At 69.5% G+C, this 20,906-nt stretch carries 24 protein-coding genes and 1 tRNA gene; 15 read left to right on the forward strand and 10 right to left on the reverse strand.

The genetic code is table 11. The features are described 5' to 3' along the window. Positions 1-14: 14 nt before the first annotated feature. Entirely contained in the window at positions 15-776 is a 762-nt protein-coding gene (locus ACFYNL_RS25890; RefSeq protein WP_388807378.1) for a phosphoglyceromutase, read from the forward strand. A 226-nt stretch (positions 777-1,002) separates the two neighbouring features. Here ACFYNL_RS25890 and ACFYNL_RS25895 read toward each other — a convergent pair whose 3' ends face one another. Further along, a complete protein-coding gene (locus ACFYNL_RS25895) occupies positions 1,003-1,311 on the reverse strand; it encodes a hypothetical protein (protein WP_388807379.1) in 309 nt (102 codons plus the stop codon). A gap of 153 nt (positions 1,312-1,464) precedes the next feature. On the opposite strand from ACFYNL_RS25895, the gene ACFYNL_RS25900 reads away from it, so the two are divergent. Beyond that, positions 1,465-1,719, forward strand: coding sequence for a hypothetical protein (locus ACFYNL_RS25900; RefSeq protein ID WP_388807380.1), 255 nt, complete (start codon positions 1,465-1,467; stop codon positions 1,717-1,719). A 125-nt stretch (positions 1,720-1,844) separates the two neighbouring features. Here ACFYNL_RS25900 and ACFYNL_RS25905 read toward each other — a convergent pair whose 3' ends face one another. Together ACFYNL_RS25905 and phoU are read right to left on the reverse strand one after the other, a co-directional pair. Then, a complete protein-coding gene (locus ACFYNL_RS25905; RefSeq protein ID WP_388807381.1) occupies positions 1,845-2,093 on the reverse strand; it encodes an SCO4226 family nickel-binding protein in 249 nt (82 codons plus the stop codon). A 485-nt stretch (positions 2,094-2,578) separates the two neighbouring features. Then, positions 2,579-3,280, reverse strand: coding sequence for a phosphate signaling complex protein PhoU (gene phoU, locus ACFYNL_RS25910; RefSeq protein WP_388807382.1), 702 nt, complete (start codon positions 3,278-3,280; stop codon positions 2,579-2,581). A 412-nt stretch (positions 3,281-3,692) separates the two neighbouring features. Between phoU and ACFYNL_RS25915 the strand changes: the two genes are divergently transcribed. Together ACFYNL_RS25915 and ACFYNL_RS25920 are read left to right on the forward strand one after the other, a co-directional pair. Beyond that, entirely contained in the window at positions 3,693-4,982 is a 1,290-nt protein-coding gene (locus ACFYNL_RS25915) for a sensor histidine kinase (protein WP_388807383.1), read from the forward strand. After that, positions 4,979-5,659 carry a response regulator transcription factor gene (locus ACFYNL_RS25920; RefSeq protein WP_015659563.1) on the forward strand — a complete coding sequence of 227 codons (681 nt, stop codon included), beginning with the start codon at positions 4,979-4,981 and terminating at the stop codon, positions 5,657-5,659. The genes ACFYNL_RS25915 and ACFYNL_RS25920 overlap by 4 nt, the downstream gene beginning before the upstream one ends. A 98-nt stretch (positions 5,660-5,757) precedes the next feature. On the opposite strand, the gene ACFYNL_RS25925 is transcribed toward ACFYNL_RS25920, so the two are convergent. Continuing rightward, positions 5,758-6,471 carry a DUF461 domain-containing protein gene (locus ACFYNL_RS25925; protein ID WP_388807384.1) on the reverse strand — a complete coding sequence of 238 codons (714 nt, stop codon included), beginning with the start codon at positions 6,469-6,471 and terminating at the stop codon, positions 5,758-5,760. Between the two features lie 624 nt (positions 6,472-7,095). On the opposite strand from ACFYNL_RS25925, the gene ACFYNL_RS25930 reads away from it, so the two are divergent. The 6 genes from ACFYNL_RS25930 to ACFYNL_RS25955 all read left to right on the forward strand — a co-directional run bounded on the left by ACFYNL_RS25930 (position 7,096) and on the right by ACFYNL_RS25955 (position 13,441). Beyond that, positions 7,096-7,578 (forward strand): CarD family transcriptional regulator, encoded by a 483-nt coding sequence (locus tag ACFYNL_RS25930; RefSeq protein WP_003953493.1) that lies wholly within the window; start codon positions 7,096-7,098, stop codon positions 7,576-7,578. Positions 7,579-7,876: 298 nt separating this feature from the next. After that, a complete protein-coding gene (gene ispD / locus ACFYNL_RS25935) occupies positions 7,877-8,653 on the forward strand; it encodes a 2-C-methyl-D-erythritol 4-phosphate cytidylyltransferase (protein WP_388807385.1) in 777 nt (258 codons plus the stop codon). Then, entirely contained in the window at positions 8,643-9,140 is a 498-nt protein-coding gene (gene ispF / locus ACFYNL_RS25940) for a 2-C-methyl-D-erythritol 2,4-cyclodiphosphate synthase (RefSeq protein WP_388807386.1), read from the forward strand. The genes ispD and ispF overlap by 11 nt, the downstream gene beginning before the upstream one ends. Before the next feature lie 85 nt (positions 9,141-9,225). Then, on the forward strand, positions 9,226-10,623 hold the full coding sequence (cysS, locus tag ACFYNL_RS25945; protein ID WP_388807387.1) for a cysteine--tRNA ligase: 1,398 nt from the start codon (positions 9,226-9,228) through the stop codon (positions 10,621-10,623). A 98-nt stretch (positions 10,624-10,721) separates the two neighbouring features. Next, positions 10,722-11,663: a 23S rRNA (guanosine(2251)-2'-O)-methyltransferase RlmB gene (rlmB, locus tag ACFYNL_RS25950; protein ID WP_388807388.1), complete on the forward strand. Its 942-nt coding sequence runs from the start codon at positions 10,722-10,724 to the stop codon at positions 11,661-11,663. A 134-nt stretch (positions 11,664-11,797) separates the two neighbouring features. Then, positions 11,798-13,441, forward strand: coding sequence for a DoxX family membrane protein (locus ACFYNL_RS25955; RefSeq protein WP_388807953.1), 1,644 nt, complete (start codon positions 11,798-11,800; stop codon positions 13,439-13,441). A gap of 153 nt (positions 13,442-13,594) precedes the next feature. Here ACFYNL_RS25955 and ACFYNL_RS25960 read toward each other — a convergent pair whose 3' ends face one another. From ACFYNL_RS25960 to ACFYNL_RS25970, 3 genes are all read right to left on the reverse strand, one after another. Further along, positions 13,595-14,326 (reverse strand): NDP-sugar synthase, encoded by a 732-nt coding sequence (locus ACFYNL_RS25960; RefSeq protein ID WP_388807389.1) that lies wholly within the window; start codon positions 14,324-14,326, stop codon positions 13,595-13,597. 84 nt (positions 14,327-14,410) lie between these two features. After that, on the reverse strand, positions 14,411-14,866 hold the full coding sequence (locus tag ACFYNL_RS25965) for a hypothetical protein (protein WP_388807390.1): 456 nt from the start codon (positions 14,864-14,866) through the stop codon (positions 14,411-14,413). Between the two features lie 232 nt (positions 14,867-15,098). Next, positions 15,099-16,190, reverse strand: coding sequence for an ABC transporter ATP-binding protein (locus ACFYNL_RS25970; protein WP_388807391.1), 1,092 nt, complete (start codon positions 16,188-16,190; stop codon positions 15,099-15,101). A gap of 219 nt (positions 16,191-16,409) precedes the next feature. Between ACFYNL_RS25970 and ACFYNL_RS25975 the strand changes: the two genes are divergently transcribed. The 5 genes from ACFYNL_RS25975 to ACFYNL_RS25995 all read left to right on the forward strand — a co-directional run bounded on the left by ACFYNL_RS25975 (position 16,410) and on the right by ACFYNL_RS25995 (position 18,876). Continuing rightward, positions 16,410-16,484, forward strand: a tRNA-Thr gene (locus ACFYNL_RS25975). 185 nt (positions 16,485-16,669) lie between these two features. Further along, the gene (locus tag ACFYNL_RS25980) at positions 16,670-16,906 is read left to right on the forward strand and encodes a hypothetical protein (protein ID WP_388807955.1); all 237 of its coding nucleotides are present in this window, start codon (positions 16,670-16,672) and stop codon (positions 16,904-16,906) included. A 282-nt stretch (positions 16,907-17,188) separates the two neighbouring features. Continuing rightward, positions 17,189-17,569, forward strand: a complete 381-nt coding sequence (locus ACFYNL_RS25985) for a hypothetical protein (RefSeq protein ID WP_388807392.1) — start codon at positions 17,189-17,191, stop codon at positions 17,567-17,569. Between the two features lie 375 nt (positions 17,570-17,944). Further along, on the forward strand, positions 17,945-18,250 hold the full coding sequence (locus tag ACFYNL_RS25990; protein WP_388807393.1) for a hypothetical protein: 306 nt from the start codon (positions 17,945-17,947) through the stop codon (positions 18,248-18,250). A gap of 278 nt (positions 18,251-18,528) precedes the next feature. Further along, a complete protein-coding gene (locus tag ACFYNL_RS25995; RefSeq protein ID WP_388807394.1) occupies positions 18,529-18,876 on the forward strand; it encodes a hypothetical protein in 348 nt (115 codons plus the stop codon). 142 nt (positions 18,877-19,018) lie between these two features. On the opposite strand, the gene ACFYNL_RS26000 is transcribed toward ACFYNL_RS25995, so the two are convergent. The 3 genes from ACFYNL_RS26000 to ACFYNL_RS26010 form a co-directional block, all read right to left on the reverse strand. Continuing rightward, a complete protein-coding gene (locus tag ACFYNL_RS26000) occupies positions 19,019-19,324 on the reverse strand; it encodes a hypothetical protein (protein ID WP_388807395.1) in 306 nt (101 codons plus the stop codon). Between the two features lie 253 nt (positions 19,325-19,577). Continuing rightward, the gene (locus ACFYNL_RS26005; protein WP_388807396.1) at positions 19,578-19,871 is read right to left on the reverse strand and encodes a hypothetical protein; all 294 of its coding nucleotides are present in this window, start codon (positions 19,869-19,871) and stop codon (positions 19,578-19,580) included. Positions 19,872-20,036: 165 nt separating this feature from the next. Next, a complete protein-coding gene (locus ACFYNL_RS26010) occupies positions 20,037-20,519 on the reverse strand; it encodes a hypothetical protein (protein ID WP_388807397.1) in 483 nt (160 codons plus the stop codon). Positions 20,520-20,906 lie beyond the last annotated feature (387 nt).

Consider the following 20,906-nt stretch of genomic DNA (forward strand, 5'->3'; position numbering starts at 1 on the left):
TTACGCTCAGACGCATGGCCGACGCACCGTACAAGCTGATCCTCCTCCGCCACGGCGAGAGCGAATGGAACGCGAAGAACCTGTTCACCGGCTGGGTGGACGTCAACCTGAACGAGAAGGGCGAGAAGGAGGCAGTCCGCGGCGGCGAGCTCCTGAAGGACGCCGACCTTCTCCCCGACGTGGTCCACACGTCCCTCCAGAAGCGCGCGATCCGCACGGCCCAGCTGGCCCTGGAGGCCGCTGACCGCCACTGGATCCCCGTGCACCGCTCGTGGCGCCTGAACGAGCGCCACTACGGCGCCCTCCAGGGCAAGGACAAGGCCCAGACCCTCGCCGAGTTCGGCGAGGAGCAGTTCATGCTGTGGCGCCGCTCCTACGACACCCCGCCGCCCCCGCTGGAGGACGGCACCGAGTTCTCCCAGTCCGCCGACCCCCGCTACGCGACGATCCCGCCGGAGCTGCGCCCGCGCACCGAGTGCCTCAAGGACGTCGTCGTCCGCATGCTCCCCTACTGGTACGACGGCATCGTCCCGGACCTCCTGACCGGCCGCACGGTCCTCGTCGCCGCCCACGGCAACAGCCTGCGCGCCCTGGTCAAGCACCTGGACGGCATCTCCGACGCCGACATCGCGGGCCTGAACATCCCGACGGGCATCCCCCTGTACTACGAACTCGACGCCGACTTCAAGCCGGTCACCCCCGGCGGCAAGTACCTCGACCCGGAGGCCGCGGCGGCGGCCATCGAGGCGGTCAAGAACCAGGGCAAGAAGAAGTAACACGGAACGATCGAGGCCCCTGCCTGCGGTTCATCCGTGGGCAGGGGCCTTGGTGTCTCCCCGGACGGCGGCCAGGAGTCCCACCGGGACAGCGATCTCGACGGGGCACGGGCCCAGAGTCGTGAGCGCGCCGCCGGTTGTGCCGTCGAGCGCGGTGACGACGTACGAACGCCCCCGCCCCGCGCTTGTGGCGCGGGTCGAGGGCGTGATCGCGAAGAGCCGGGGACTAGCCGGGGAACGGCTTGCTCGCGTCCTCGTCGGCCTTGATGCAGGCGTCGAGCCTCTTCTGCAGGGCCGCCGCCTCGTTCAGCGCCTTCCGGGCCGCCGCGGGCTCGCCCAGCTGCTTGAGCTTCGCGGCCTTGGACTTGAGGGCGGCGATCTGCTGGCGCATCTGGCTCGGGTTGCACGTGATGGCGGCCTTGGCCGAAACCTTGCTCTGGCCGGCCGACGGCGCGGCCTGCGCGGGCGCCGACGTGATGAAGAGGCCTCCGACGATGGCCGCGGAGACGGCCAGGGCGGAAAAGCGCTTGGTCATAGGTTGTTCCCCCATGTAGGGCTGTGCGTTGGTCGGGAAGGATCTTACGCACACTTGTAAACTCAGCGGTAACCGGCCCCGGACTCAACCCACTTGAGCGCCGGACGACTGGCAGACTGGCCGCCTGTCGTGGGCACCTGGGCCGGGGGTGGGATGAGCGGGCGTACGAGAGCGTGGCTGATCGGTGGCTGGCTCGTACTGGTCGTCGGTGGATGGTCGTTCACGGAGTCGATCGACGACGGGATCGAGCCGACCTCGGGTCCGCGGCCGAAGTCCTCGTCGCCCAAGTCGCCCTCCGGGTGCGAGGTGCCGACGCCCGCACCGTCGGAGCCGGCGGAGAACGACCTCGCCGACCGCCACGGCGAGGAACCCGGCGTCGCCACAGCGGTCATCTGCCGAATCGGGTGAGGTGAGGTGATCGGCGGGCGTCGACGCCGCGAGTGTCCCCCATCCCTACCGCCCCGTCTTGATGCTCGACGGCGGCAGTGGCGTCGTGGGCCTCCTGCAACTGTTCGGTACTCCCCAGACCCTCCTCAGACCGTCAGCGGAACCGGATGGACCTCGTCGGCCTTGTGCCCGGCCCGCTCGTGAATGCGCTGGACCGCTTCGGCCGAGGGCGCCTCGGAGAGGCAGTAGACGACGCCGGACTCGGGGTCGGCCCAGGCCCGCTGGAAGTGCACGCGCTCGTCCTCCTCGATGGCGAGGTCGGCGTTGTGCGCCTCGCGCAGCTGCTCGGCCGTGATGCCCTTCATCCCGTGGTGGACGTCCATGTACAGAGCCATGTGTCCGCACCTCCTTTCTGAACCCGGAGTGCGTTCACCTGCTCTCCTTCCATGCTGCGCCCGCACGGCATGGTGAGCGAGGCGAGGCGGGCACAGCAGAAGGGCCCCGGTGCGGTCGCCGCACCGGGGCCCCTCACCGCCGTACAGCCGCACGGCGTCGTACGAGGCGTCGTACAAGATCCAGGGCGCCTTACGCCGTGGGCCCTCCCGCCGCCCGCTTCCTCACCCGCACTGGCAGGGGTTCCCCGACTGGCATCCGCACCCGCAGCCCGAGCCGCAGCCGCACGCGCCGAAGAGCGGGAGGCTTCTGATGTCGGCGGACTGCTCGGTCGGGCGTTCCTGCGTGGGGTCCGGTGTCGTGCCGGCGCTGTTGGGGGATTCGGCCATGGTCCCTCCTCAAGGCTGGAGCCTGTGCCCATTCCATGCCCGCGTCCCTGGGCGCATCAACGGCGCACAGAGGCTTACGTACGCCCCGCCCGGAAGGCCTACGCCCCCTCGGCCCCCGAGGCCGGCTGGATCTCCGGCTGCAGGTCCGCCTGGAGCTCGTCCGCGTGCTCGCCCGTCACCAGGTACACCACGCGCTTGGCCACGGCCACCGCATGGTCGGCGTACCGCTCGTAGTAGCGGCCGAGCAGGGTGACGTCGACGGCCGTCTCGATGCCGTGCTTCCAGCGCTCGTCCATCAGGTGCTGGAAGAGGGTGCGGTGGAGCAGGTCCATCGCGTCGTCGTCCTGCTCCAGCTGGAGCGCGAGGTCGACGTCCTTGGTGACGATCACCTCGGCCGCCTTCGCCATCAGGCGCTGCGCGAGCTGGCCCATCTCCAGGATCGTCGCGTGCAGGTCCTGCGGGATCGCCCGCTCGGGATACCGCAGCCGCGTGAGCTTGGCCACGTGCTGGGCCAGGTCGCCCGAGCGCTCCAGGTCGGCCGACATGCGCAGCGAGGTCACGACGATACGGAGGTCCGTCGCGACCGGCTGCTGGCGGGCGAGCAGCGCTATGGCCCGCGCCTCCAGGTCGTGCTGAAGATCGTCGACCTTCTGGTCGGCCTCGATCACGCTCTCGGCCAGCTTCAGGTCGGAGTCGAGGATCGCCGTCGTGGCGCGCCCGATCGCCGACCCGACCAGCCGGGCCATCTCGACCAGACTGTCGCCGATCGAGTCCAGTTCCTCGTGGTACGCGTCCCGCATCAGGGAGTCCCTCTCTTACGTCTGCCTCGGGTGTTCCGGGGGCCGGGAACCGTTGCCGGACCGTCCGGTCCGCTCCGCCGGTCCGCACCGCCCACCGATCCGTCAGTCCGCTCCGACCCGTCAGTCTTGTCGTCAAACCGGCCAAACCGTCAAACCGACAGTCCTACCGTCGTGACTTAGACAGTAAGACTGTCGTCAAAACGTCAGTCGGACTGTCGTGAAACCGTCAGTGTGATCTCCATGCCGAACCGGCAGGGCGAACCCGACGCTCCCACGATCCGGCCCCTACGCGTCTGTTTCCGCCACCCCAAATGAACCATCTCTGGCTCCAAGGTGAACTCTGAGCGACGAGTGTTCGAGCTCGCACTCCGACGGCTGTGGCCGACGCCTGCCCCATGCCTAACCTGGACTCATGGACGTGAACGCGGCGGTCGCCGCAGCTGCAGCGATCGCCGGGGTACTCACCGGCGTCATCGCCATGCTGGCGTTCCGCTGGAGCGAACGCGACCTCAAGCGCCCCACCCGGACCTCCCTGCACACCGACCCGGTCCTGCCCCCCGGCGTGGACACGGTCCTGTCGGTGCTGCGCTCCTCCGCCGTCGTCCTCGACGAAGGGGACGGCGTGGTCAAGGCCAGCTCGGCGGCGTACGCCCTCGGCCTGGTCCGCGGCGGCAAGCTCTCCGTCGAGCCCATGCTCCAGATGGCCCGGGACACCAGACGGGACGGTGAGATACGGCAGGTCGAGCTGGACCTGCCGAGACGAGGCACCGGACGCGGCGAGGCCCTCGCCGTGTCCGCGCGCGTCGCGCCCCTCGGCTCCCGCCTGGTCCTGCTCCTCGTGGAGGACCTCACCGAGGCCAGGCGCATAGAGGCGGTACGGCGGGACTTCGTCGCCAATGTGAGCCATGAGCTGAAGACGCCGGTCGGCGCGCTCTCCCTGCTGTCGGAGGCCGTCATGGACGCCTCCGACGACCCGGAGGCCGTGCAGCGCTTCGCCGGCCGTATGCAGATCGAGGCGACCCGGCTCACCAACCTGGTGCAGGAACTGATCGACCTCTCCCGGGTGCAGAACGACGACCCGCTGGAGGACGCCGAGCCCGTCCGCGTCGACGAACTCGTCGCCGAGGCCATGGACCGCTGCCGGCACGCCGCCGGGACCAAGCAGATCACCATGGCCGCCGGGGGCACCTCCGAGCTCAGCATCTGGGGCCACCGCGGCCAGCTCGCCGCCGCGCTCGGCAACCTCGTCGAGAACGCCGTCAACTACTCGCCCGCCCGCACCCGCGTCGGCATCGCCGCCCGCCGGGTCGCCGCGCCGGGCGGGGACCTCATCGAGATCGCCGTGACCGACCAGGGCATCGGTATCTCGGACAAGGACAAGGAGCGCATCTTCGAGCGTTTCTACCGCGTCGACCCGGCCCGTTCCCGTGCCACCGGTGGCACCGGCCTCGGTCTCGCGATCGTCAAGCACGTGGCCGCCTCGCACGGCGGGGAGGTCACGGTGTGGAGCTCCGAGGGACAGGGCTCCACCTTCACCCTGCGGCTGCCGGAGGCCGGTGCGGCCCGCGACCGTGCTCAGCAGCACCCCGACCTCGACGACGAGGCCGGACAGCCCACCGGCGCCCGCTCCCGCACATCCCCCGACTCACCCCCTGACACCACCGCGTACGAAACGCTTTCCGCCCCGGAGGTCCTTCCGTGACCCGTGTGCTCGTCGTCGAGGACGAGGAGTCCTTCTCCGACGCCCTGTCGTACATGCTCCGCAAGGAGGGCTTCGAGGTCGCCGTCGCGACCACCGGGCCCGACGGCCTCGACGAGTTCGAGCGCAACGGCGCCGATCTCGTCCTCCTCGACCTGATGCTGCCGGGGCTGCCCGGCACGGAGGTGTGCCGTCAGCTGCGCGGCCGCTCCAATGTCCCGGTGATCATGGTGACCGCCAAGGACAGCGAGATCGACAAGGTCGTCGGCCTGGAAATAGGGGCCGACGACTACGTCACCAAGCCGTTCTCCTCGCGCGAGCTGGTCGCTCGTATCCGGGCCGTCCTGCGCCGCCGCGGCGAGCCGGAGGAGGTGACACCGGCCGCCCTGGAGGCGGGCCCGGTCCGGATGGACGTCGACCGTCACGTGGTCACGGTCTCCGGCTCCAAGGTCGACCTTCCGCTCAAGGAGTTCGACCTGCTGGAGATGCTCCTGCGCAACGCCGGCCGCGTACTGACCCGGATGCAGCTCATCGACCGCGTCTGGGGCGCCGACTACGTCGGTGACACCAAGACCCTCGACGTCCACGTCAAGCGTCTGCGCGCCAAGATCGAGCCGGACCCGGGCGCGCCGCGGTACCTGGTGACGGTGCGCGGCCTCGGTTACAAGTTCGAGCCGTAGGCCCGAGCGCGTACCCGGCCACCGTAGAAGAAAGGCGGGACCCCCCGAACGGGGGGTCCCGCCTTTCTTCTACGGCCGTGCAGCTGCCGTACGGCAGCTCAGTGACCGGCAGCCGTGTGCGAGGCGCTGTCGGACGGGGACGCCGCTCCGGCGCCGCTGCCGGCGCTCGTGCCGGCCTCGTGCCCGGCTTCCGCCCCGGCGCTCGACGTGGCCGCCCCGCCCGGGGAGGCCGTGCCGCTCGGGTCGGTGCCGGCGGCCGGTGAGCCGCTCGGCGAGGCCGACGCGCCCGGCGCCGCGGGAACCTCGGTCGGGCCCCACTCCTTGAAGTAGTGCTCGGCCGGGACGACGAACGCGCGCAGGCTCACGTCACCGGTCTTGCTGAAGGTGAAGGTGATCTTCTGGGCGTTGCCGTCCTGGACCGCCTCACGGCTGCTCGGCAGCACCGCGGCGGCGTTGTCCTTGCCGCCCAGGATCAGCGATCCGCCGGCCGGGATGGTCAGGCTGCCACCCTTGGCGGGCTTGAGCTGGGCGGTCTTGTCGGTGCCGTCCACCTTGATCGCGTCCAGCGTCTGCGGGGTGCTGCCGGAGTTGAACAGGGTCGCGGAGATCGCGGCCGGGCCGGTCGACTCCAGGTCCGGCTGGGTGATGACCACGGCGTTCTGGATCTCGATGTCGCCGACGGAGGTGGCCGCGTTGTCGGGCTTGATCTCCAGCGTCTGGGCGTTGTTGCCGGCACCGCACGCGGCGAGCGAGGCGATCGAGAACGCGATGGCGGCGGCGGCGAGGGCACCGCGTCGAAGGCTGCTGCTCACGGCGGCGGCAACTCCTTGACTCGAACGGGGCGGGCTGCATAAAGCCGCCCTAAGTGTCTGTCAGCGGCCTTAGGTTACCGAGCCGTTCCCGCGCCGCCGCACCCGACCCTCCCCTGAGCGGCCGAAGTGCCGAGGAAGCACCTCTTCGTACGTCTTCCGGCATCCGACCGTCACCCACAAGTGAGCCGCCGGTCACATTGCCCGCGCTCTCGTCCGCCATTCGCATTAGCGCCTCGCAAGTCCGCGCGCAAAACCTCGGTGAAGGAATACGCGACCCCACCGGAATTGATCACCGAGTGTGCCGCCGGCCCGGCCGTGATCAATTCCGGAAACGTCCGGTACCCGACTCCGGACGCCGAACGGAGTAGCGGAAGTCGCACACTTGGAACCGGACATATGTGGACGTTCGGCCGCTCGAAGGTGCCTCCGGATGTGTGTAACGTACGCGTTTCACCTCGCCCGAAGAGCCCCTCCGACCTGCGAATACATTCTTCCGCTCGGCCTGCGCAGCACGTTCCTGTCGGACTTGTCAAGCCCCGAGATATGCCCTGACCTGCGAAAACGCCATTCAGTAGACGCCGTATCCGTGTTACCCTGGATAGCCACGGAAGGGGTACCTGTCACATGACGTTCAAGGTTGGCGACACCGTGGTCTATCCCCATCACGGGGCCGCGCTGATCGAGGCCATCGAAACTCGCCAGATCAAAGGCGTGGACAAGACCTACTTGGTGCTGAAGGTCGCCCAGGGTGACCTGACGGTACGTGTGCCAGCGGACAATGCGGAGTTCGTCGGCGTGCGTGATGTGGTCGGTCAGGACGGGCTGGACCGGGTCTTCGAGGTGCTGCGCGCGCCGTACGCCGAGGAGCCCACGAACTGGTCGCGTCGCTACAAGGCAAATCTGGAGAAGCTCGCCTCCGGCGACGTCATCAAGGTCGCGGAAGTCGTGCGTGACCTGTGGCGTCGTGAGCGTGAGCGTGGACTCTCCGCAGGTGAGAAGCGCATGCTCGCCAAGGCCCGCCAGATCCTGGTGAGCGAGCTCGCTCTCGCGGAGAACACCAACGAGGACAAGGCCGAGGCCCTGCTCGACGAGGTTCTCGCGTCCTGACGCGATCCATCCGCCTCGGTTCAGCACAGTGCTGAATTTCTTCAAAAAAGTGCCGCGGTGCCCGATGACGCAACAGCCGTCGCCGGGCGCTGTGGCATGTTCGCTCACAGGCGCTGTACATCCCCCCTCGGGGGTGTCCCCCGATACTCGGCGTGCCGGGCCGGGCGGCTGCTCGACCGCTGTCACGGAAGGGGTCCGGTCAAGACGGCCCACCCGGCACTTCCCCGAGCTCCACGAGCAGGGGGTACCTCCAGGGCCATACCCACGTAGGCCGAGCACACAAACCTGACAGGAACCGATGTCTGACGTTTCGCTTCCTTCGCCCTCGGAAGTCCTTGGCGCGGCCCGCTCCGGCGCCCGAACGGCCGTCGTGATCCCGGCCGCCGGCCGGGGCGTACGCCTCGGTCCGGGCGCCCCCAAAGCGCTCCGCGCGCTGAACGGCACACCCATGCTCATCCACGCCGTGCGCGCGATGGCCGCCTCCCGAGCCGTCTCCCTCGTGGTCGTCGTGGCCCCGCCCGACGGCGCCGCCGAGGTCAAGTCGCTGCTCGACGCGCACGCCCTGCCCGAGCGCACCGACTTCCTGGTCGTCCCCGGAGGGGAGTCCCGCCAGGAGTCCGTGCGGCTCGGCCTGGACGCGCTCCCGCCCGACTACGACATCGTGCTGGTGCACGACGCCGCCCGCCCGCTGGTCCCCGTGGACACGGTGGACACGGTGATCGAGGCGGTGCGCGACGGAGCGACGGCCGTGGTCCCCGCCCTGCCGCTCGCGGACACCGTCAAGGAGGTCGAGCCGGCCACCGCCGAGGGCGAGCCCGAACCGGTGGTGGCCACACCGCCGCGCGCCCGCCTGCGGGCCGTGCAGACGCCGCAGGGCTTCGACCGCGCGACGCTGATCCGGGCGCACGAGACGGTGACCGGCGACGTCACGGACGACGCCGGCATGGTCGAGCAGCTCGGGCAGACGGTCGTGGTCGTCCCCGGCCACGAGGAGGCCTTCAAGGTCACGCGCCCGCTGGACCTGGTGCTGGCCGAGGCGGTTCTGGCGCGCCGGAGGCTGAACGATGGCTTCTGAGCTGCTGCCGGCACTGCCCCAGGTGGGCATCGGCACCGACATCCACGCCTTCGAGGAGGGCCGGGAGCTGTGGTGCGCCGGCCTGAAGTGGGAGGGCGAGGGGCCGGGACTCGCCGGGCACTCCGACGCCGATGTCGTCGCGCACGCCGCCTGCAACGCGCTGTTCTCGGCGGCGGGCCTCGGTGACCTGGGACAGCACTTCGGCACCGGGCGGCCCGAGTGGTCCGGCGCCTCCGGGGTCGTACTCCTCACGGAGGCGGCGCGGATCGTGCGCGAGGCGGGCTTTCGCATCGGCAACATCGCGGTTCAGGTCGTCGGCCCACGCCCCAAGATCGGCAAGCGGCGCGACGAGGCCCAGAAGATCTTGTCGGAGGCGGCGGGAGCCCCCGTGTCGGTGTCGGGCGCGACCACGGACGGCCTGGGCTTCCCCGGCCGGGACGAGGGCCTGATGGCGGTGGCGACGGCGCTGGTCGTCCGCACCGGCTGAGGCGGGGGTGTCGACCCGGGGGCGCGGGACGCGACAAACGGGGCACTGCTCCCCGCACCCCCACCGGCCCACTACCCTAGGTGCCGTGACTATTCGGCTGTACGACACCAGCGCCCGGCAGATCCGTGACTTCACCCCGCTCCAGCCGGGCTGCGTCTCGATCTACCTGTGTGGCGCCACCGTGCAGGCCGCACCGCACATCGGGCACATCCGCTCGGGGCTCAACTTCGACATCATGCGCCGCTGGTTCGCGTACCGCGGCTATGACGTGACGTTCATCAGGAACGTAACGGACATCGACGACAAGATCATCAACAAGTCGGTCGAGCAGAACCGCCCCTGGTGGTCCATCGGCTACGAGAACGAGCGCGCCTTCACCGACGGCTACACCGCCCTCGGCTGCCTCCCGCCCACGTACGAGCCCCGCGCCACCGGTCACATCACCGAGATGGTCGAGATGATGCGCGGCCTCATCGAGCGCGGCCACGCCTACGAGGCGGACGGCAGCGTCTACTTCGACGTCCGCTCCTGGCCCTCCTACCTGGAGCTGTCCCGGCAGGACCTCGACGAGATGCGCCAGCCCACCGAGGAGGGCATCACCGGCAAGCGGGACCCGCGCGACTTCGCGATGTGGAAGGCCGCCAAGCCGGGTGAGCCCGACTGGGAGACGCCCTGGGGCCGCGGCCGACCCGGCTGGCACCTGGAGTGCTCGGCGATGGCGCACAAGTACCTGGGCTCCGCCTTCGACATCCACGGCGGCGGCCTCGACCTGATCTTCCCGCACCACGAGAACGAGATCGCCCAGGCCAAGGCCTACGGCGACGAGTTCGCCCGGTACTGGGTGCACAACGCCTGGGTCACCATGAGCGGCGAGAAGATGTCGAAGTCGCTCGGCAACAGCGTGCTGGTGTCCGAGATGGTCAAGCAGTGGCGCCCGATCGTCCTGCGCTACTACCTGGGCACCCCGCACTACCGCTCCACCATCGAGTACAGCGAGGACGCCCTGCGCGAGGCCGAGTCGGCGTTCGCGCGCATCGAGGGCTTCGTGCAGCGCGTGGTGGAGAAGGCGGGAGTCGTCGAACCGTCCGCCGAGGTGCCGCTCGCCTTCGCCGAGGCGATGGACGACGACCTCGGCGTCCCGCAGGCTCTGGCGGTCGTGCACACCACCGTCCGGCAGGGCAACTCCGCGCTGGCCGCCGACGACAAGGAAGCCGCGGTGGCCCGCCTCGCCGAGGTGCGCGCCATGCTCGGCGTCCTCGGTCTGGACCCGCTCGATGCGCAGTGGGCCGGCGAGACCGACCGCGGCGAGGATCTGCACGGCGTGGTCGACACCCTGGTCCGCATGGTCCTCGACCAGCGCGAGGCGGCCCGCTCCCGCAAGGACTGGGGCACCGCGGACGCCATCCGCGACCAGCTGAGCCAGTCCGGCCTCGTCATCGAGGACAGCCCGCAGGGCCCGCGCTGGAGCCTCGGGCCGCGCTGACCGGGCTCAGGCCCGGGAAGATCGATTGTGCCGCCCGGCCCTCCGGGCGGCACACTGCATAGACGCACATTCGAACGCTCACGACAGACAGGTAGGTCATGGCCGCGAACAACCGCCGCATGTCCGGCAAGAAGGGCGCGCAGGTCGGCAGTGGCGGCCAGCGACGCAAGGGTCTTGAGGGCAAGGGCCCGACCCCGCCCGCCGAGATGCGCAAGGGACACAAGAAGAACCGCATCGCCGGCGCCAAGGCGAAGCAGGCCGTCCGCCGTCCCGCGCCGCGTGGCCGCGGCGGCAAGTCCTCGTCCGAGCTGGTCGTCGGCCGCAACCCGGTCGTCGAGGCGCTGCGCGAGGGCGTGCCCGCGAGCACCCTGTACGTCCAGCAGTTCATCGACAACGACGAGCGCGTCCGCGAGGCCCTCCAGCTCGCCGCCGAGCGCGGCGGCATCAACCTCATGGAGGCCCCGCGCCCCGAGCTGGACCGCATGACCAACGGCCTCAACCACCAGGGCCTGGTCCTCCAGGTCCCGCCGTACGAGTACGCCCACCCCGAGGACCTGGCGAGCGCCGCCTACGACGACGGCGAGGACCCGCTCATCGTCGCCCTCGACGGCGTGACCGACCCGCGCAACCTCGGTGCCGTCGTCCGCTCGGTCTCCGCCTTCGGCGGCCACGGCGTCGTCGTGCCCGAGCGCCGCGCGGCCGGCATGACCGCCGGTGCCTGGAAGACGTCCGCCGGTACGGCGGCCCGCACCCCGGTCGCCCGCGCCACCAACCTCACCCGCGCCCTGGAGGCGTACAAGAAGGCGGGCATCGTGGTCGTCGGCCTCGCCGCCGACGGCGAGCACGAGATCGGCGAGCTGGAAGCCCTGCAGGGCCCGGTCGTCATCGTCGTGGGCAGCGAGGGCAAGGGCCTGTCCCGGCTCGTCGGCGAGACGTGCGACTTCCGAGTCCGCATCCCGATGCCCGGTGGCGCGGAGTCGCTCAACGCCGGTGTGGCGGCGGGAATCGTGCTCTACGAGGCGGCACGTCGGCGCGGCTGAACACGCGTCCGTCGTTTCACCCGTACGGGGTAATTCTGGTGGCAGTGGTGCGACCTGCGCATCTTTGACGGAGTCCGGACAGATCCGGCCGGTCAAGGCAGTGTCCTAACGTCACGTCACTCGGTTAGTTGAGTGTGGACACCAGAACACCCCGCACACCCACGGGGGACCGCTCGTCGGGATACGACGACGCTCCCGCGCTGAGCATGGTGAAGGTGCCGAGCGATCCGGCGCAGATCATCGTCAATCACGCGAGCTTCCGCGTGTTGTTGGGCGCGTCGACCGGGCGTACCAAATCCCCGCGCATCGCACGGCACTTGAGCGCCACCGAGGACACCACCCGCATCCCCGCCGTGGGCGCGGCCGGCAGAGCGGGTGCCGCGTCCGGCGCCCGCCGCCGGGTCTCCGTCTGGAACGGCACGTCGGCGCCGGACGACACCGGCGCCCACCGCCTGCTCCAGGCGGTGCGGGACGGAAGCGTCCGCCACGGCGACGAGACGGCGCCCCTCGGCGGGGGCACCCAGGTCATCCCGCGCGTCGACGTCGGCGGCTACGACCGGGGCTACGACGACGAGTTGACGCAGACCGTCGAGACGCCGACGGTCGGCGCGCAGCGCACGCACGAGTCCCTCGAGACGCGGCTGCTGCCCCACATGCGCACGGTCGAGAGCGCCTACGACGAGGAACTCGTCTACGACGACGAGCAGTTCGAGGACGAGGCCCGCGGTCCGGACGAGTCCGGTGCGCAGCACAAGCGGTACGGCGAGGACCCCGCACGGCACGCCTACTACCCCGGCCGCCGGATGAACCTCGGTGTCGTCCTGCTGCCGCTGCGCGTCTTCCTCGGCTTCATCTCCATCTACGCCGGCATGGGCAAGCTCTGCGACCCCGTCTACTTCGACGGCGGCAAGCGCGGCTCGATGGTGACGTGGCTCAACACCCTGCACCCGTGGGAGGTCGCCGAGCCGCTGCGCCAGTTCGCCCTGGAGCACCCCATCGGCTCCGGTCTCGTCATCGCCTTCTTCCAGGTCATCGTGGGCGTGCTCACGGTCCTGGGCTGCTGGCAGCGGGTTGCCGCGGTCGTCGGTGCGCTGCTGTCGGCCGCGCTCCTGGTCACCGTGAGCTGGAAGAGTGTCCCGGTCTACGACGCCCCGGACATCATCTACCTCGCCGCGTGGTCCCCGCTGATCATCGCGGGCGCCCCGGTGTACTCCATCGACGGCCGCCTCGCGGGAATGGCCTGGCGGCGTCTCGGCCCCCGCTCCGACATCTGGGAGCTGCGCCAGTACGTACTGCGCCGCGGTGCCCTGGTCACGGTGATCGTCACCGGCCTCACCCTTCTGATCGGCTCCCTGCTGGGCGGTGCGGTCCGCGACGCGGACCGTGTGGTCGTCCCCGGCCCCGGTGAGGCGCCCCGCAACGAACTGCCCGGCTCCCCGCTCCCGCAGGAGTCCGACCAGCGGCACAGGAGGACGCCGTCGGCGTCCAACTCGCCCACCCAGGGCGCCACGTCGGGCACGGCCACCCCGTCGGGCGCCGCGACCACGCCGGGCGCCACCAGCGACACGGGCAACGCGGGCGTGGGGACGCCCAGCCAGACGCAGGGCACGGGGGGACAGGCCCCGCCCCAGCAGTCCACGCCGGTCGACCAGGCGCCCAGCACCAGCACCGGCCCGACCTCCGGTGGACCGTCCTCCGGCGGCGGCTCGACCGGCGGTTCCGGCAGCGGCGGCTCCGGCTCCGGCGACGAGGGCCTGGTGGGCGGCCTGCTGGGATGACCGGTGCGGTGGGCGGGTTCCCGGCACCCCGCCCACCGGCTGCCACCGCACGACGCCGAGTACGACGAGGGGCCCTGGACGGATCGACGTCCAGGGCCCCTCGTCGTGCCCGCCGGGCTCACGGGCCGTACACGGGAAACGGCACGGGCGGTCTCAGCGGCCCAGTGCCGCCAGTTCCTTCGCGGCCTCCGTGAGGTCCTTCGCCGTGTCGATGGCGCGCCAGTACGCCCCCTGCGGGATCGGGAAACCGGCCAGCCGGCGCTCTCGGGCCAGATGGGGGAACGTGGTGCGCTCGTGGTCGCCGCGCTCGGGCAGGAGGGCGGCGAAGGCGGGGGAGAAGACGTAGACGCCCGCGTTGATCTCGAAGGTCGACGGCGGGGCCTCGATGAAGTCGGTGATGTGCCCGAAGCCGTCGGTCTTCACCGCGCCCCACGGGATGCGGGGGCGCGCGAGGGCGAGCGTCGCGACGGCGTCGCGCTCGGTGTGGAAGTCCGCCATGTCGCGCAGCGAGAAGCGCGTCCAGATGTCGCCGTTGGTGGCGTACCAGGACTGATCGGGGTGCGGCAGGTGCGCGGCGGCGTACTTCAGGCCGCCGCCGCGGCCGAGCGGCTCCGTCTCCACGACGGTCGTGACACGCACGGGCAGGTCGGCCGTCTTCAGCCAGTCCTGCAGGACGTCGGCGAGGTGGCCGCAGCTGACCACCACGTCCGTCACGCCCTCCTCGGCGAGCCAGGTGAGCTGATGGCCGATGATCGGCGTCCCCGTGCCGGGGATCTCGACCATCGGCTTGGGCCGGTCGTCGGTGTAGGGACGCAGCCGGGACCCCTGGCCCCCGGCCAGGACGACGGCTTGAACGGGGCGGGACGCGGCGTTCGGATCAGTCATGAACGAACTGTACGCGGCGCCCCGCTCACGGCATTCGCCGGCAACCGTCGCCCTTCGGCCGTCACCGTCCGATGAACCAGGTGATCAACGATGCGCGGCCGCCACACCCGAGGCGAAGGCGGTGTCGCAGACGGGGCGGGAGTACGACTGGGCGCGCGTCGGACCGTACACCCGCACCGCGGCACGGCCGAGGGCGCGGGCGATCGAGGCACAGTGCCGCGCCAGGGACGGGCGCTCGTCCACGGCCTGCTGGAGGTGGGTCAGGGCGACGCCCGGGTTCTTCTCCTGCAGCTCGGTCAGCAGCTGGTCGCGCAGCACGTCCTGCGGGGCGCGTGGAGTGGCGTTCCTGGACCCCGCGGTCGAGACGTCGGTCGCGGTGAGCACCGAGTCCGAGGGGTTCCCCGACCAGTTGACCCGGGTGACCGCGAGGGTCCCGGAGAGCACCAGGACGACGGGCAGGACGAGGGCGAGCGTGCGGCCGAGCTGGCGGGCGGGGCCCCGGTGGCCGCGTCGTGTCTGTTGGGTGGTGGAGTGCTTCACGCGAGTGAGGGTAGCGTTCAGTGCTGATATGGCGACATTTGGTCACCGTTTCGGGGGATGAACTGACGCCTGCGCCCGGCGACGTGTTGACGTACAGCGCTCGAAATGACCCGATCTGCCGGGGTATTTATCGACACGGAAGAGGGCCCCGCAGCAGCGTGCGGGGCCCTCTTCGTCAACCTGGGTGAATTATCCGGGGTTGTGCCTCCTGTGGTCGCCCCCGGGCGCCGCCTCAGTCGGAGAGCCGCTCACCCGTGGAGGTCGAGAACACGTGGGTCTCGCCCGAGCGCGGGACGACGTGCAGCGTGCTGCCCTTCTCCGGGACGTCACGGCCGCTGACGCGGACGACGAGGTCCTTGGAGTCGTCGCCGCCGACCTTGGCGGTGCCGTAGACGTACGCGTCGGCGCCGAGCTCCTCCACCACGTTCACGGTGACCGCGAGGCCCTGGTCGGAGTCCGGGCCGGCCACGTCGAAGTGCTCCGGGCGGACACCCACGGTGACGGTCTTGTCGGTGGCGGCGGAAAGCGCGTCGCGGTCGACCGGCACGACCGAGTTGCCGAACTTCACACCGCCGTCGGTGATCGGGACCTCGACCAGGTTCATGGCCGGGGAGCCGATGAAGCCGGCGACGAAGAGGTTGGCGGGGCGGTCGTACATGTTGCGCGGGGTGTCGACCTGCTGGAGCAGACCGTCCTTGAGGACCGCCACACGGTCACCCATCGTCATGGCCTCGACCTGGTCGTGGGTGACGTAGACGGTGGTGATCCCGAGCCGCCGCTGCAGCGACGCGATCTGCGTACGGGTCGACACACGGAGCTTGGCGTCCAGGTTGGACAGCGGCTCGTCCATGAGGAAGACCTGCGGCTCACGCACGATGGCGCGACCCATGGCGACACGCTGGCGCTGGCCACCGGAGAGGGCCTTCGGCTTGCGGTCCAGGTACTCGGTGAGGTCGAGGATCTTCGCGGCCTCCTCGACCTTCTTGCGGATCTCCGCCTTGTTGACGCCGGCGATCTTGAGCGCGAAGCCCATGTTGTCGGCGACGGTCATGTGCGGGTACAGCGCGTAGTTCTGGAACACCATGGCGATGTCCCGGTCCTTCGGCGGCAGGTGCGTGACATCGCGGTCACCGATGCGGATGGCGCCGCCGTTGACGTCCTCCAGCCCGGCGAGCATGCGGAGCGAGGTGGACTTGCCGCAGCCGGACGGGCCGACCAGTACGAGGAACTCTCCGTCCTCGATGTGGATGTCGAGCGCGTCAACGGCGGGCTTCTCGGTGCCCGGGTAGATCCGGGTCGCCTTGTCGAACGAGACAGTGGCCATGGTGAATGGGCCCCCTTCTACCGGCAGGAACGTGCCGGACGATCCGTTGTAGGAAGGTGGTTGGTTTAGTCCACACATGCGGACTGGCTCTGGACGGTACCTGGCGTTCGCCTGGTCTGTCAGTACCTAAAGGCATGTGAACTTCGCGGAAATTTTCGACGGGGCCGACTCGGAACCTGGGTACACTGCACGGGCGCGTGCCCGAGCCGGCGCGCGCAGGCCTCCTTAGCTCAGCTGGTCCAGAGCGGCTGTCTTGTAAACAGCAGGTCGTCGGTTCGAATCCGACAGGGGGCTCTCCGAGGCGGGGCGGTGTCGACGACACCGCCCCGCACGTTTTTTTCCCACTCCCTCCCGCACCCCATGTCCCCCAAGGGACACGGGACATGGACCGGCATGCAACCGCTCCGCTACTGCTAGTGTTCGTTCCGTCACGGTAGGCAATCAGCCTCAATGTATTTGTCATGAAAACCGAGGGTTCCATGCGCAAGCTCCACCAGGTCATGATCGTCGCGGCGGCGGCCGGCAGCCTTTCCGCCATCGGTGCGGGCACCGGTGTCGCGTACGAGAAGGCGCCGAGCAAGACCGACCTCTACCGCCCCTACCAGGAGTGCAGCCCGCAGACGGTGGCCGAGGGCAGCCTCCCGATCGCCGTGCTGGGTCTCTCCGAGACGTTCGACACCACCTGCGGTCAGTTCAACAACGCCTTCACGGGCTGAGGTCGGCGGCGTAGTCGTGCGCGACGCCTTCCGCGGGCCCCTTCGGGGTCACCCCCGAAGGGGCCCGTCCATGTCCTGAACTCCGGTGCGGCGATGAGCGGTTGTGGCCACCTCGGACAGCGCCACACAGCAGGTCAGTCCTTCACTTCGTAAAGCGAAACGGTCCCGAACCTCCCGGACGCCGGTGGGGCGCGGGGCCCGTATCTCCGACTTCCCAGGCCCTGGCGCGGCGGTTCGCGGCGCCCGGTGCCCGGGCACCCCTCACAGAAGGAGACGCAACACATGTTCAACGGAAAGAAGATCGCGGCCGTCACAGCACTTCTCGGTGGCCTCGCCATGACTTGTATCGGTGTCACCCAGGCTCACGCCATGGCGAACCCGGGCGGGTGCGCCCCCGACGCCCAGGGCAACATCGTCTGCACCCAGCGGATCGTGGGCCAGGTGCCCGAGGGTGAGGACATCGCCCTGCGCCGCTCGGTGACCTGCCAGCCCACGCAGCCCCTGACCTTGCCCGCTCCCGGCCTGCTGTCCAGCGGACAGACGCGGATCGGCCCCCACATCACCTGCACCGACGTGACGCCCGCGGCCCCGGCGCCGGCCGCCGACACGAGCAGCGACAACGTCAGTGCTCTCTCGCGTCTGCTGGGCAGCCCCAGGGTGTAGCTCTCGACGCGCCCTGCCCCCCTCTCAAGCAGCGGATGGCCGGAACCGGCTCGACCGGTCCGGCCTCCGCTGTTTCTGCGTTCTCGACGCTCGGATCCACCGGCGTCGGCAAACGGGTGACGGCCGCCGGCTGCCCGTTACCCACCCTCGGGCAATCGTCGTTCCCCTCAAGGGAGAAGGGCGGCCGCGGCATGGCCGCGGCACCGGCTTCCGCATTCCCTTCGAGGCCCGTGACGGGACGGACGAAAGGGTTCCTTGGCATGGGCCGACACGACACGGAGAAGGGTAAAGGTCCCAAATTGCTACGGATTGCGTGTATATGCTCACATTAAGTAGTCAGCCAGGGCTTCGTGCCCGGGAAGAAAGGGTCAAACTATGCGCAGGTTTCAGCGTGTTGCCGTCGTAGCCGCTGCGGTCGCGGGGCTGTCCGCCTTCGGTATCGGCGCCGGCACCGCCTTCGCCCACGAGGACGACGACCTCAACGCCCAGAACGTCACCGCGGTCGCCACCTCGACGGCCAACGCCGTGGGTACGTGGGGCGTTCCGGCCGACGACAAGTCGAAGGCTGCTCCGCACGCCGCGCCGGAGGCCGCTCCGCAGGCCGCTCCGGAGGCTGCCCCCAAGGCCGCCGCTCCTGAGTACGGCTACGGCGAGTACTCCGCTCCTTACGTCGCCAAGTAACAAAGCGCCGAGGACTCGATGCGCGAGTTTCAGGGCACTGTGATTGTCGTCGTGACGGTCGCGGAGCGGGTGACTTCGCACTCCGCACCACGGCCGGCCCTCTAGGGCGTATTCACGGCAGGCGCATCAACGTTCCTCGGACCCTTAGCAACGGCAGCCCGGACGCGCGGCAGACCCATCAGGGTGCGCGTCCGGGCTGCGTCAGTGTTCTCCAAGGCTCGGGCGGGCGCCGGTCGACGGCGCGGGCGTCCGGGCCTAGATTGCAAAGGACGCAGCACATGATCGGTCGACAGAAGATCGCAACCGTCTCCAGCCTCATCGGGGCTCTCGCCCTGGTCTACGGCGGTGCGGCGCAGGCGCACGCCGATGACGACAAGGGCGCGTGCACGATCTCCGCCCAGGGTGACATCGTCTGCATCAAGAAGAGCGAGACCATCCGCAAGGACAAGCGCGGCGGTTATGTCGTCAAGCAGAAGCACGACTGCGAGACGACCGAGCGGCCGCGCTTCACGTTTCCGGAGGGGCACCTGCTGAACGACGGTTCGACGGACTCCGGGCCGGTTGTGGACTGCTCGAACAAGACCAAGCTGCCCAAGGGTTACAAGCTGCCCAAGTTCAAGTTCTGAGGACGAGCGGGAAAATGCCGGACCCGAATCGGGGATCGATTCGGGTCCGGCATTTCCGGGTCATTTGTCGGCGGTGGACCCGCGGGTAAAAGCCCGGTGCCCGGCCTCAGGCCGGGCACCGGGTGGAAGGCTGTCTTCGGTGTTACTTGCCGACGGCGTTGTTGCAGCCCATGGTCGAGCCCAGCGACGTCTCCTGCGCGCCCGGGCTGCCCTCGCCGTTCAGCAGGTTGCCGCCCAGGCCGTTCGCGATGCCGACCTGACCCAGGATCGAGGCGTTGGCGTCGTGCGACCTGCAGGTGGTGCTCTGCTGGACGCTGAACGAGGTGCCGCCCTTGCCCCGGCCGTGCGAGCCGTAGCCGCCCTGGTCGGCCTGCGCGACGCCGGCGCTCAGGAGTCCGACGCTGCCGAGAGCGGCGACCACCACGGCGGCCTTGCGAAGCTTGTGCATGTCATCTCCGGTGGAGTGGAGTGGTGCGATCTGTAACAGATCGACTTCGTACGTTTACGGAGGCTAATAAGAAGTATTGCGAAGCAATATGCGGCACGCCGAATTACGAATCGGTCTCACCGTCTTGGCCGATGGCCTGAAAAGGTGCGGCTCGGCTGGGTCAGGGCACAAAAAGAAGTCCCGGCGCCGGACTTGCGGCTCGGCGCCGGGACTTTCTTTTGTGCCGTCAGTCGGCTGTGCGACCGTCAGGCGTTCAGAACGCGCTGTTGTTGCAGCCCATGGACGAGCCGAGGTGGGTGTCCTGGCCACCGGCGTTGCCCTCGCCGTTGAGGCCGTTGCCCAGCAGGCCGTTGAGGATGCCGACCTGGCCCAGCACGTCGAGGTTCAGGTCGTGCGACTTGCAGTTGGAGCTCTGCAGGACGCTGACCTTGTCCCCGCCCTTGCCGCCGTGGCCGTCGAGGCCCTGGGCCGTGGCGGTACCGGCGCTCAGAAGTCCGACGCTGCCGAGAGCGGCGACCAGGACGGCAGCCTTGCGAAGCTTGTGCATGTCATCTCCGGTGGAGTGAGGTGTGGTTGCGACCCGTAAGGGATCGACTTCGTACAGTCACCAGAGATTAATACGAAATATCCGATATGTCTTAGCGACGCGCCGATTTTGCGCACGCGTGTTGCGTATGTGCGTGATGTACGTGTGCGGCGCGCCTGTGCTTTGTCAGCTGGTCGCGCGGGCGCTGGCGGCGGAGTTCGCCTGGCTGTTGGCCTGGTCGCAGTCGACACCGCGGGCGTCGGCGGCACCGAGAGCGGCGACCGGGACGTTGGCGTTGAGCAGGGACTGCGGGCTGCACTCCTGGTAGGGGCGGAAGAGGTTGGCCTGGCTCAGCGGGTCCGACTGCGGCGCCTGCTGAGGGCTGATCTGGGGGCTGATCTGCGGGCTCAGCTGGGGGTTGAGCTGCGGGCTCACCTCGGCGCCGCGCTGGGGGGCCGGTGCCGCCTGGCGCATGCCCGGCCCGTTGGAGCTCTGCACGGAAGCCTGCGAGCGGGTCCACGAGTGCGCCTGGGCGTCCTGCTGTCCGACGGGGGCCGGGTGGCCACCGTTGTAGGCGGCGGGAGCGTCGGCGACGCTGGGGCCGGCACCGATGGCTGACAGACCGCTGGCTGCTGCGACGACGAGCGCGACGTGGTGGAGCTTGCGCATGGAAACTCGGCCCTTCGTTGACCTGGCATGGAACGTGTGGAAGTGCTGTGAGCCATTGCTCTGACCCGTGGGGAACGAGACGACTGCGGCGTCGGTCACGTGAGTCGGGGTGTGGTCACCCGTTTGCCAGAGGGTGTTAATCATCAACCATGAGAAGTGCGCCTCGATCGCACCCACTTGACGGGATGACAAGTCCGCAGAGCCGTTTATCCGATCGATGGCAATGGAGTGATGGGCTTTCCTGTCCCGTGACCTGCCCCCTGAAATGTCGTTGCCAGCGGGGAGAGGGCAGCGATCAGGAGTCAGAGAGGGGCTACGGGATTCGCTGTCGCTCCAGCGTGAAGTCCACATGACAGCTCAGGCATTACCCCTGTAAGGGCACAGTAC

This window comes from Streptomyces sp. NPDC007808, from assembly GCF_042868655.1.
Lineage (GTDB): Bacteria > Actinomycetota > Actinomycetes > Streptomycetales > Streptomycetaceae > Streptomyces.

Bases quoted from the DNA above. Each gene is read 5' to 3' on its own strand.
- ACFYNL_RS25915 (WP_388807383.1), top strand. From the start codon at position 3,693: ATGGACGTGAACGCGGCGGTCGCCGCAGCTGCAGCGATCGCCGGGGTA.
- ACFYNL_RS25895 (WP_388807379.1), bottom strand. From the start codon at position 1,311: ATGACCAAGCGCTTTTCCGCCCTGGCCGTCTCCGCGGCCATCGTCGGA.
- ACFYNL_RS25990 (WP_388807393.1), top strand. From the start codon at position 17,945: ATGCGCAGGTTTCAGCGTGTTGCCGTCGTAGCCGCTGCGGTCGCGGGG.
- ACFYNL_RS26005 (WP_388807396.1), bottom strand. From the start codon at position 19,871: ATGCACAAGCTTCGCAAGGCTGCCGTCCTGGTCGCCGCTCTCGGCAGC.
- ACFYNL_RS25970 (WP_388807391.1), bottom strand. From the start codon at position 16,190: ATGGCCACTGTCTCGTTCGACAAGGCGACCCGGATCTACCCGGGCACC.
- ACFYNL_RS25900 (WP_388807380.1), top strand. From the start codon at position 1,465: ATGAGCGGGCGTACGAGAGCGTGGCTGATCGGTGGCTGGCTCGTACTG.
- phoU (WP_388807382.1), bottom strand. From the start codon at position 3,280: ATGCGGGACGCGTACCACGAGGAACTGGACTCGATCGGCGACAGTCTG.
- ACFYNL_RS25960 (WP_388807389.1), bottom strand. From the start codon at position 14,326: ATGACTGATCCGAACGCCGCGTCCCGCCCCGTTCAAGCCGTCGTCCTG.
- ACFYNL_RS25980 (WP_388807955.1), top strand. From the start codon at position 16,670: ATGCGCAAGCTCCACCAGGTCATGATCGTCGCGGCGGCGGCCGGCAGC.
- ACFYNL_RS25890 (WP_388807378.1), top strand. From the start codon at position 15: ATGGCCGACGCACCGTACAAGCTGATCCTCCTCCGCCACGGCGAGAGC.
- ACFYNL_RS25985 (WP_388807392.1), top strand. From the start codon at position 17,189: ATGTTCAACGGAAAGAAGATCGCGGCCGTCACAGCACTTCTCGGTGGC.
- rlmB (WP_388807388.1), top strand. From the start codon at position 10,722: ATGGCCGCGAACAACCGCCGCATGTCCGGCAAGAAGGGCGCGCAGGTC.
- ACFYNL_RS25930 (WP_003953493.1), top strand. From the start codon at position 7,096: ATGACGTTCAAGGTTGGCGACACCGTGGTCTATCCCCATCACGGGGCC.
- ACFYNL_RS26000 (WP_388807395.1), bottom strand. From the start codon at position 19,324: ATGCACAAGCTTCGCAAGGCCGCCGTGGTGGTCGCCGCTCTCGGCAGC.
- ACFYNL_RS25905 (WP_388807381.1), bottom strand. From the start codon at position 2,093: ATGGCTCTGTACATGGACGTCCACCACGGGATGAAGGGCATCACGGCC.
- ispD (WP_388807385.1), top strand. From the start codon at position 7,877: ATGTCTGACGTTTCGCTTCCTTCGCCCTCGGAAGTCCTTGGCGCGGCC.
- ispF (WP_388807386.1), top strand. From the start codon at position 8,643: ATGGCTTCTGAGCTGCTGCCGGCACTGCCCCAGGTGGGCATCGGCACC.
- ACFYNL_RS25995 (WP_388807394.1), top strand. From the start codon at position 18,529: ATGATCGGTCGACAGAAGATCGCAACCGTCTCCAGCCTCATCGGGGCT.
- ACFYNL_RS26010 (WP_388807397.1), bottom strand. From the start codon at position 20,519: ATGCGCAAGCTCCACCACGTCGCGCTCGTCGTCGCAGCAGCCAGCGGT.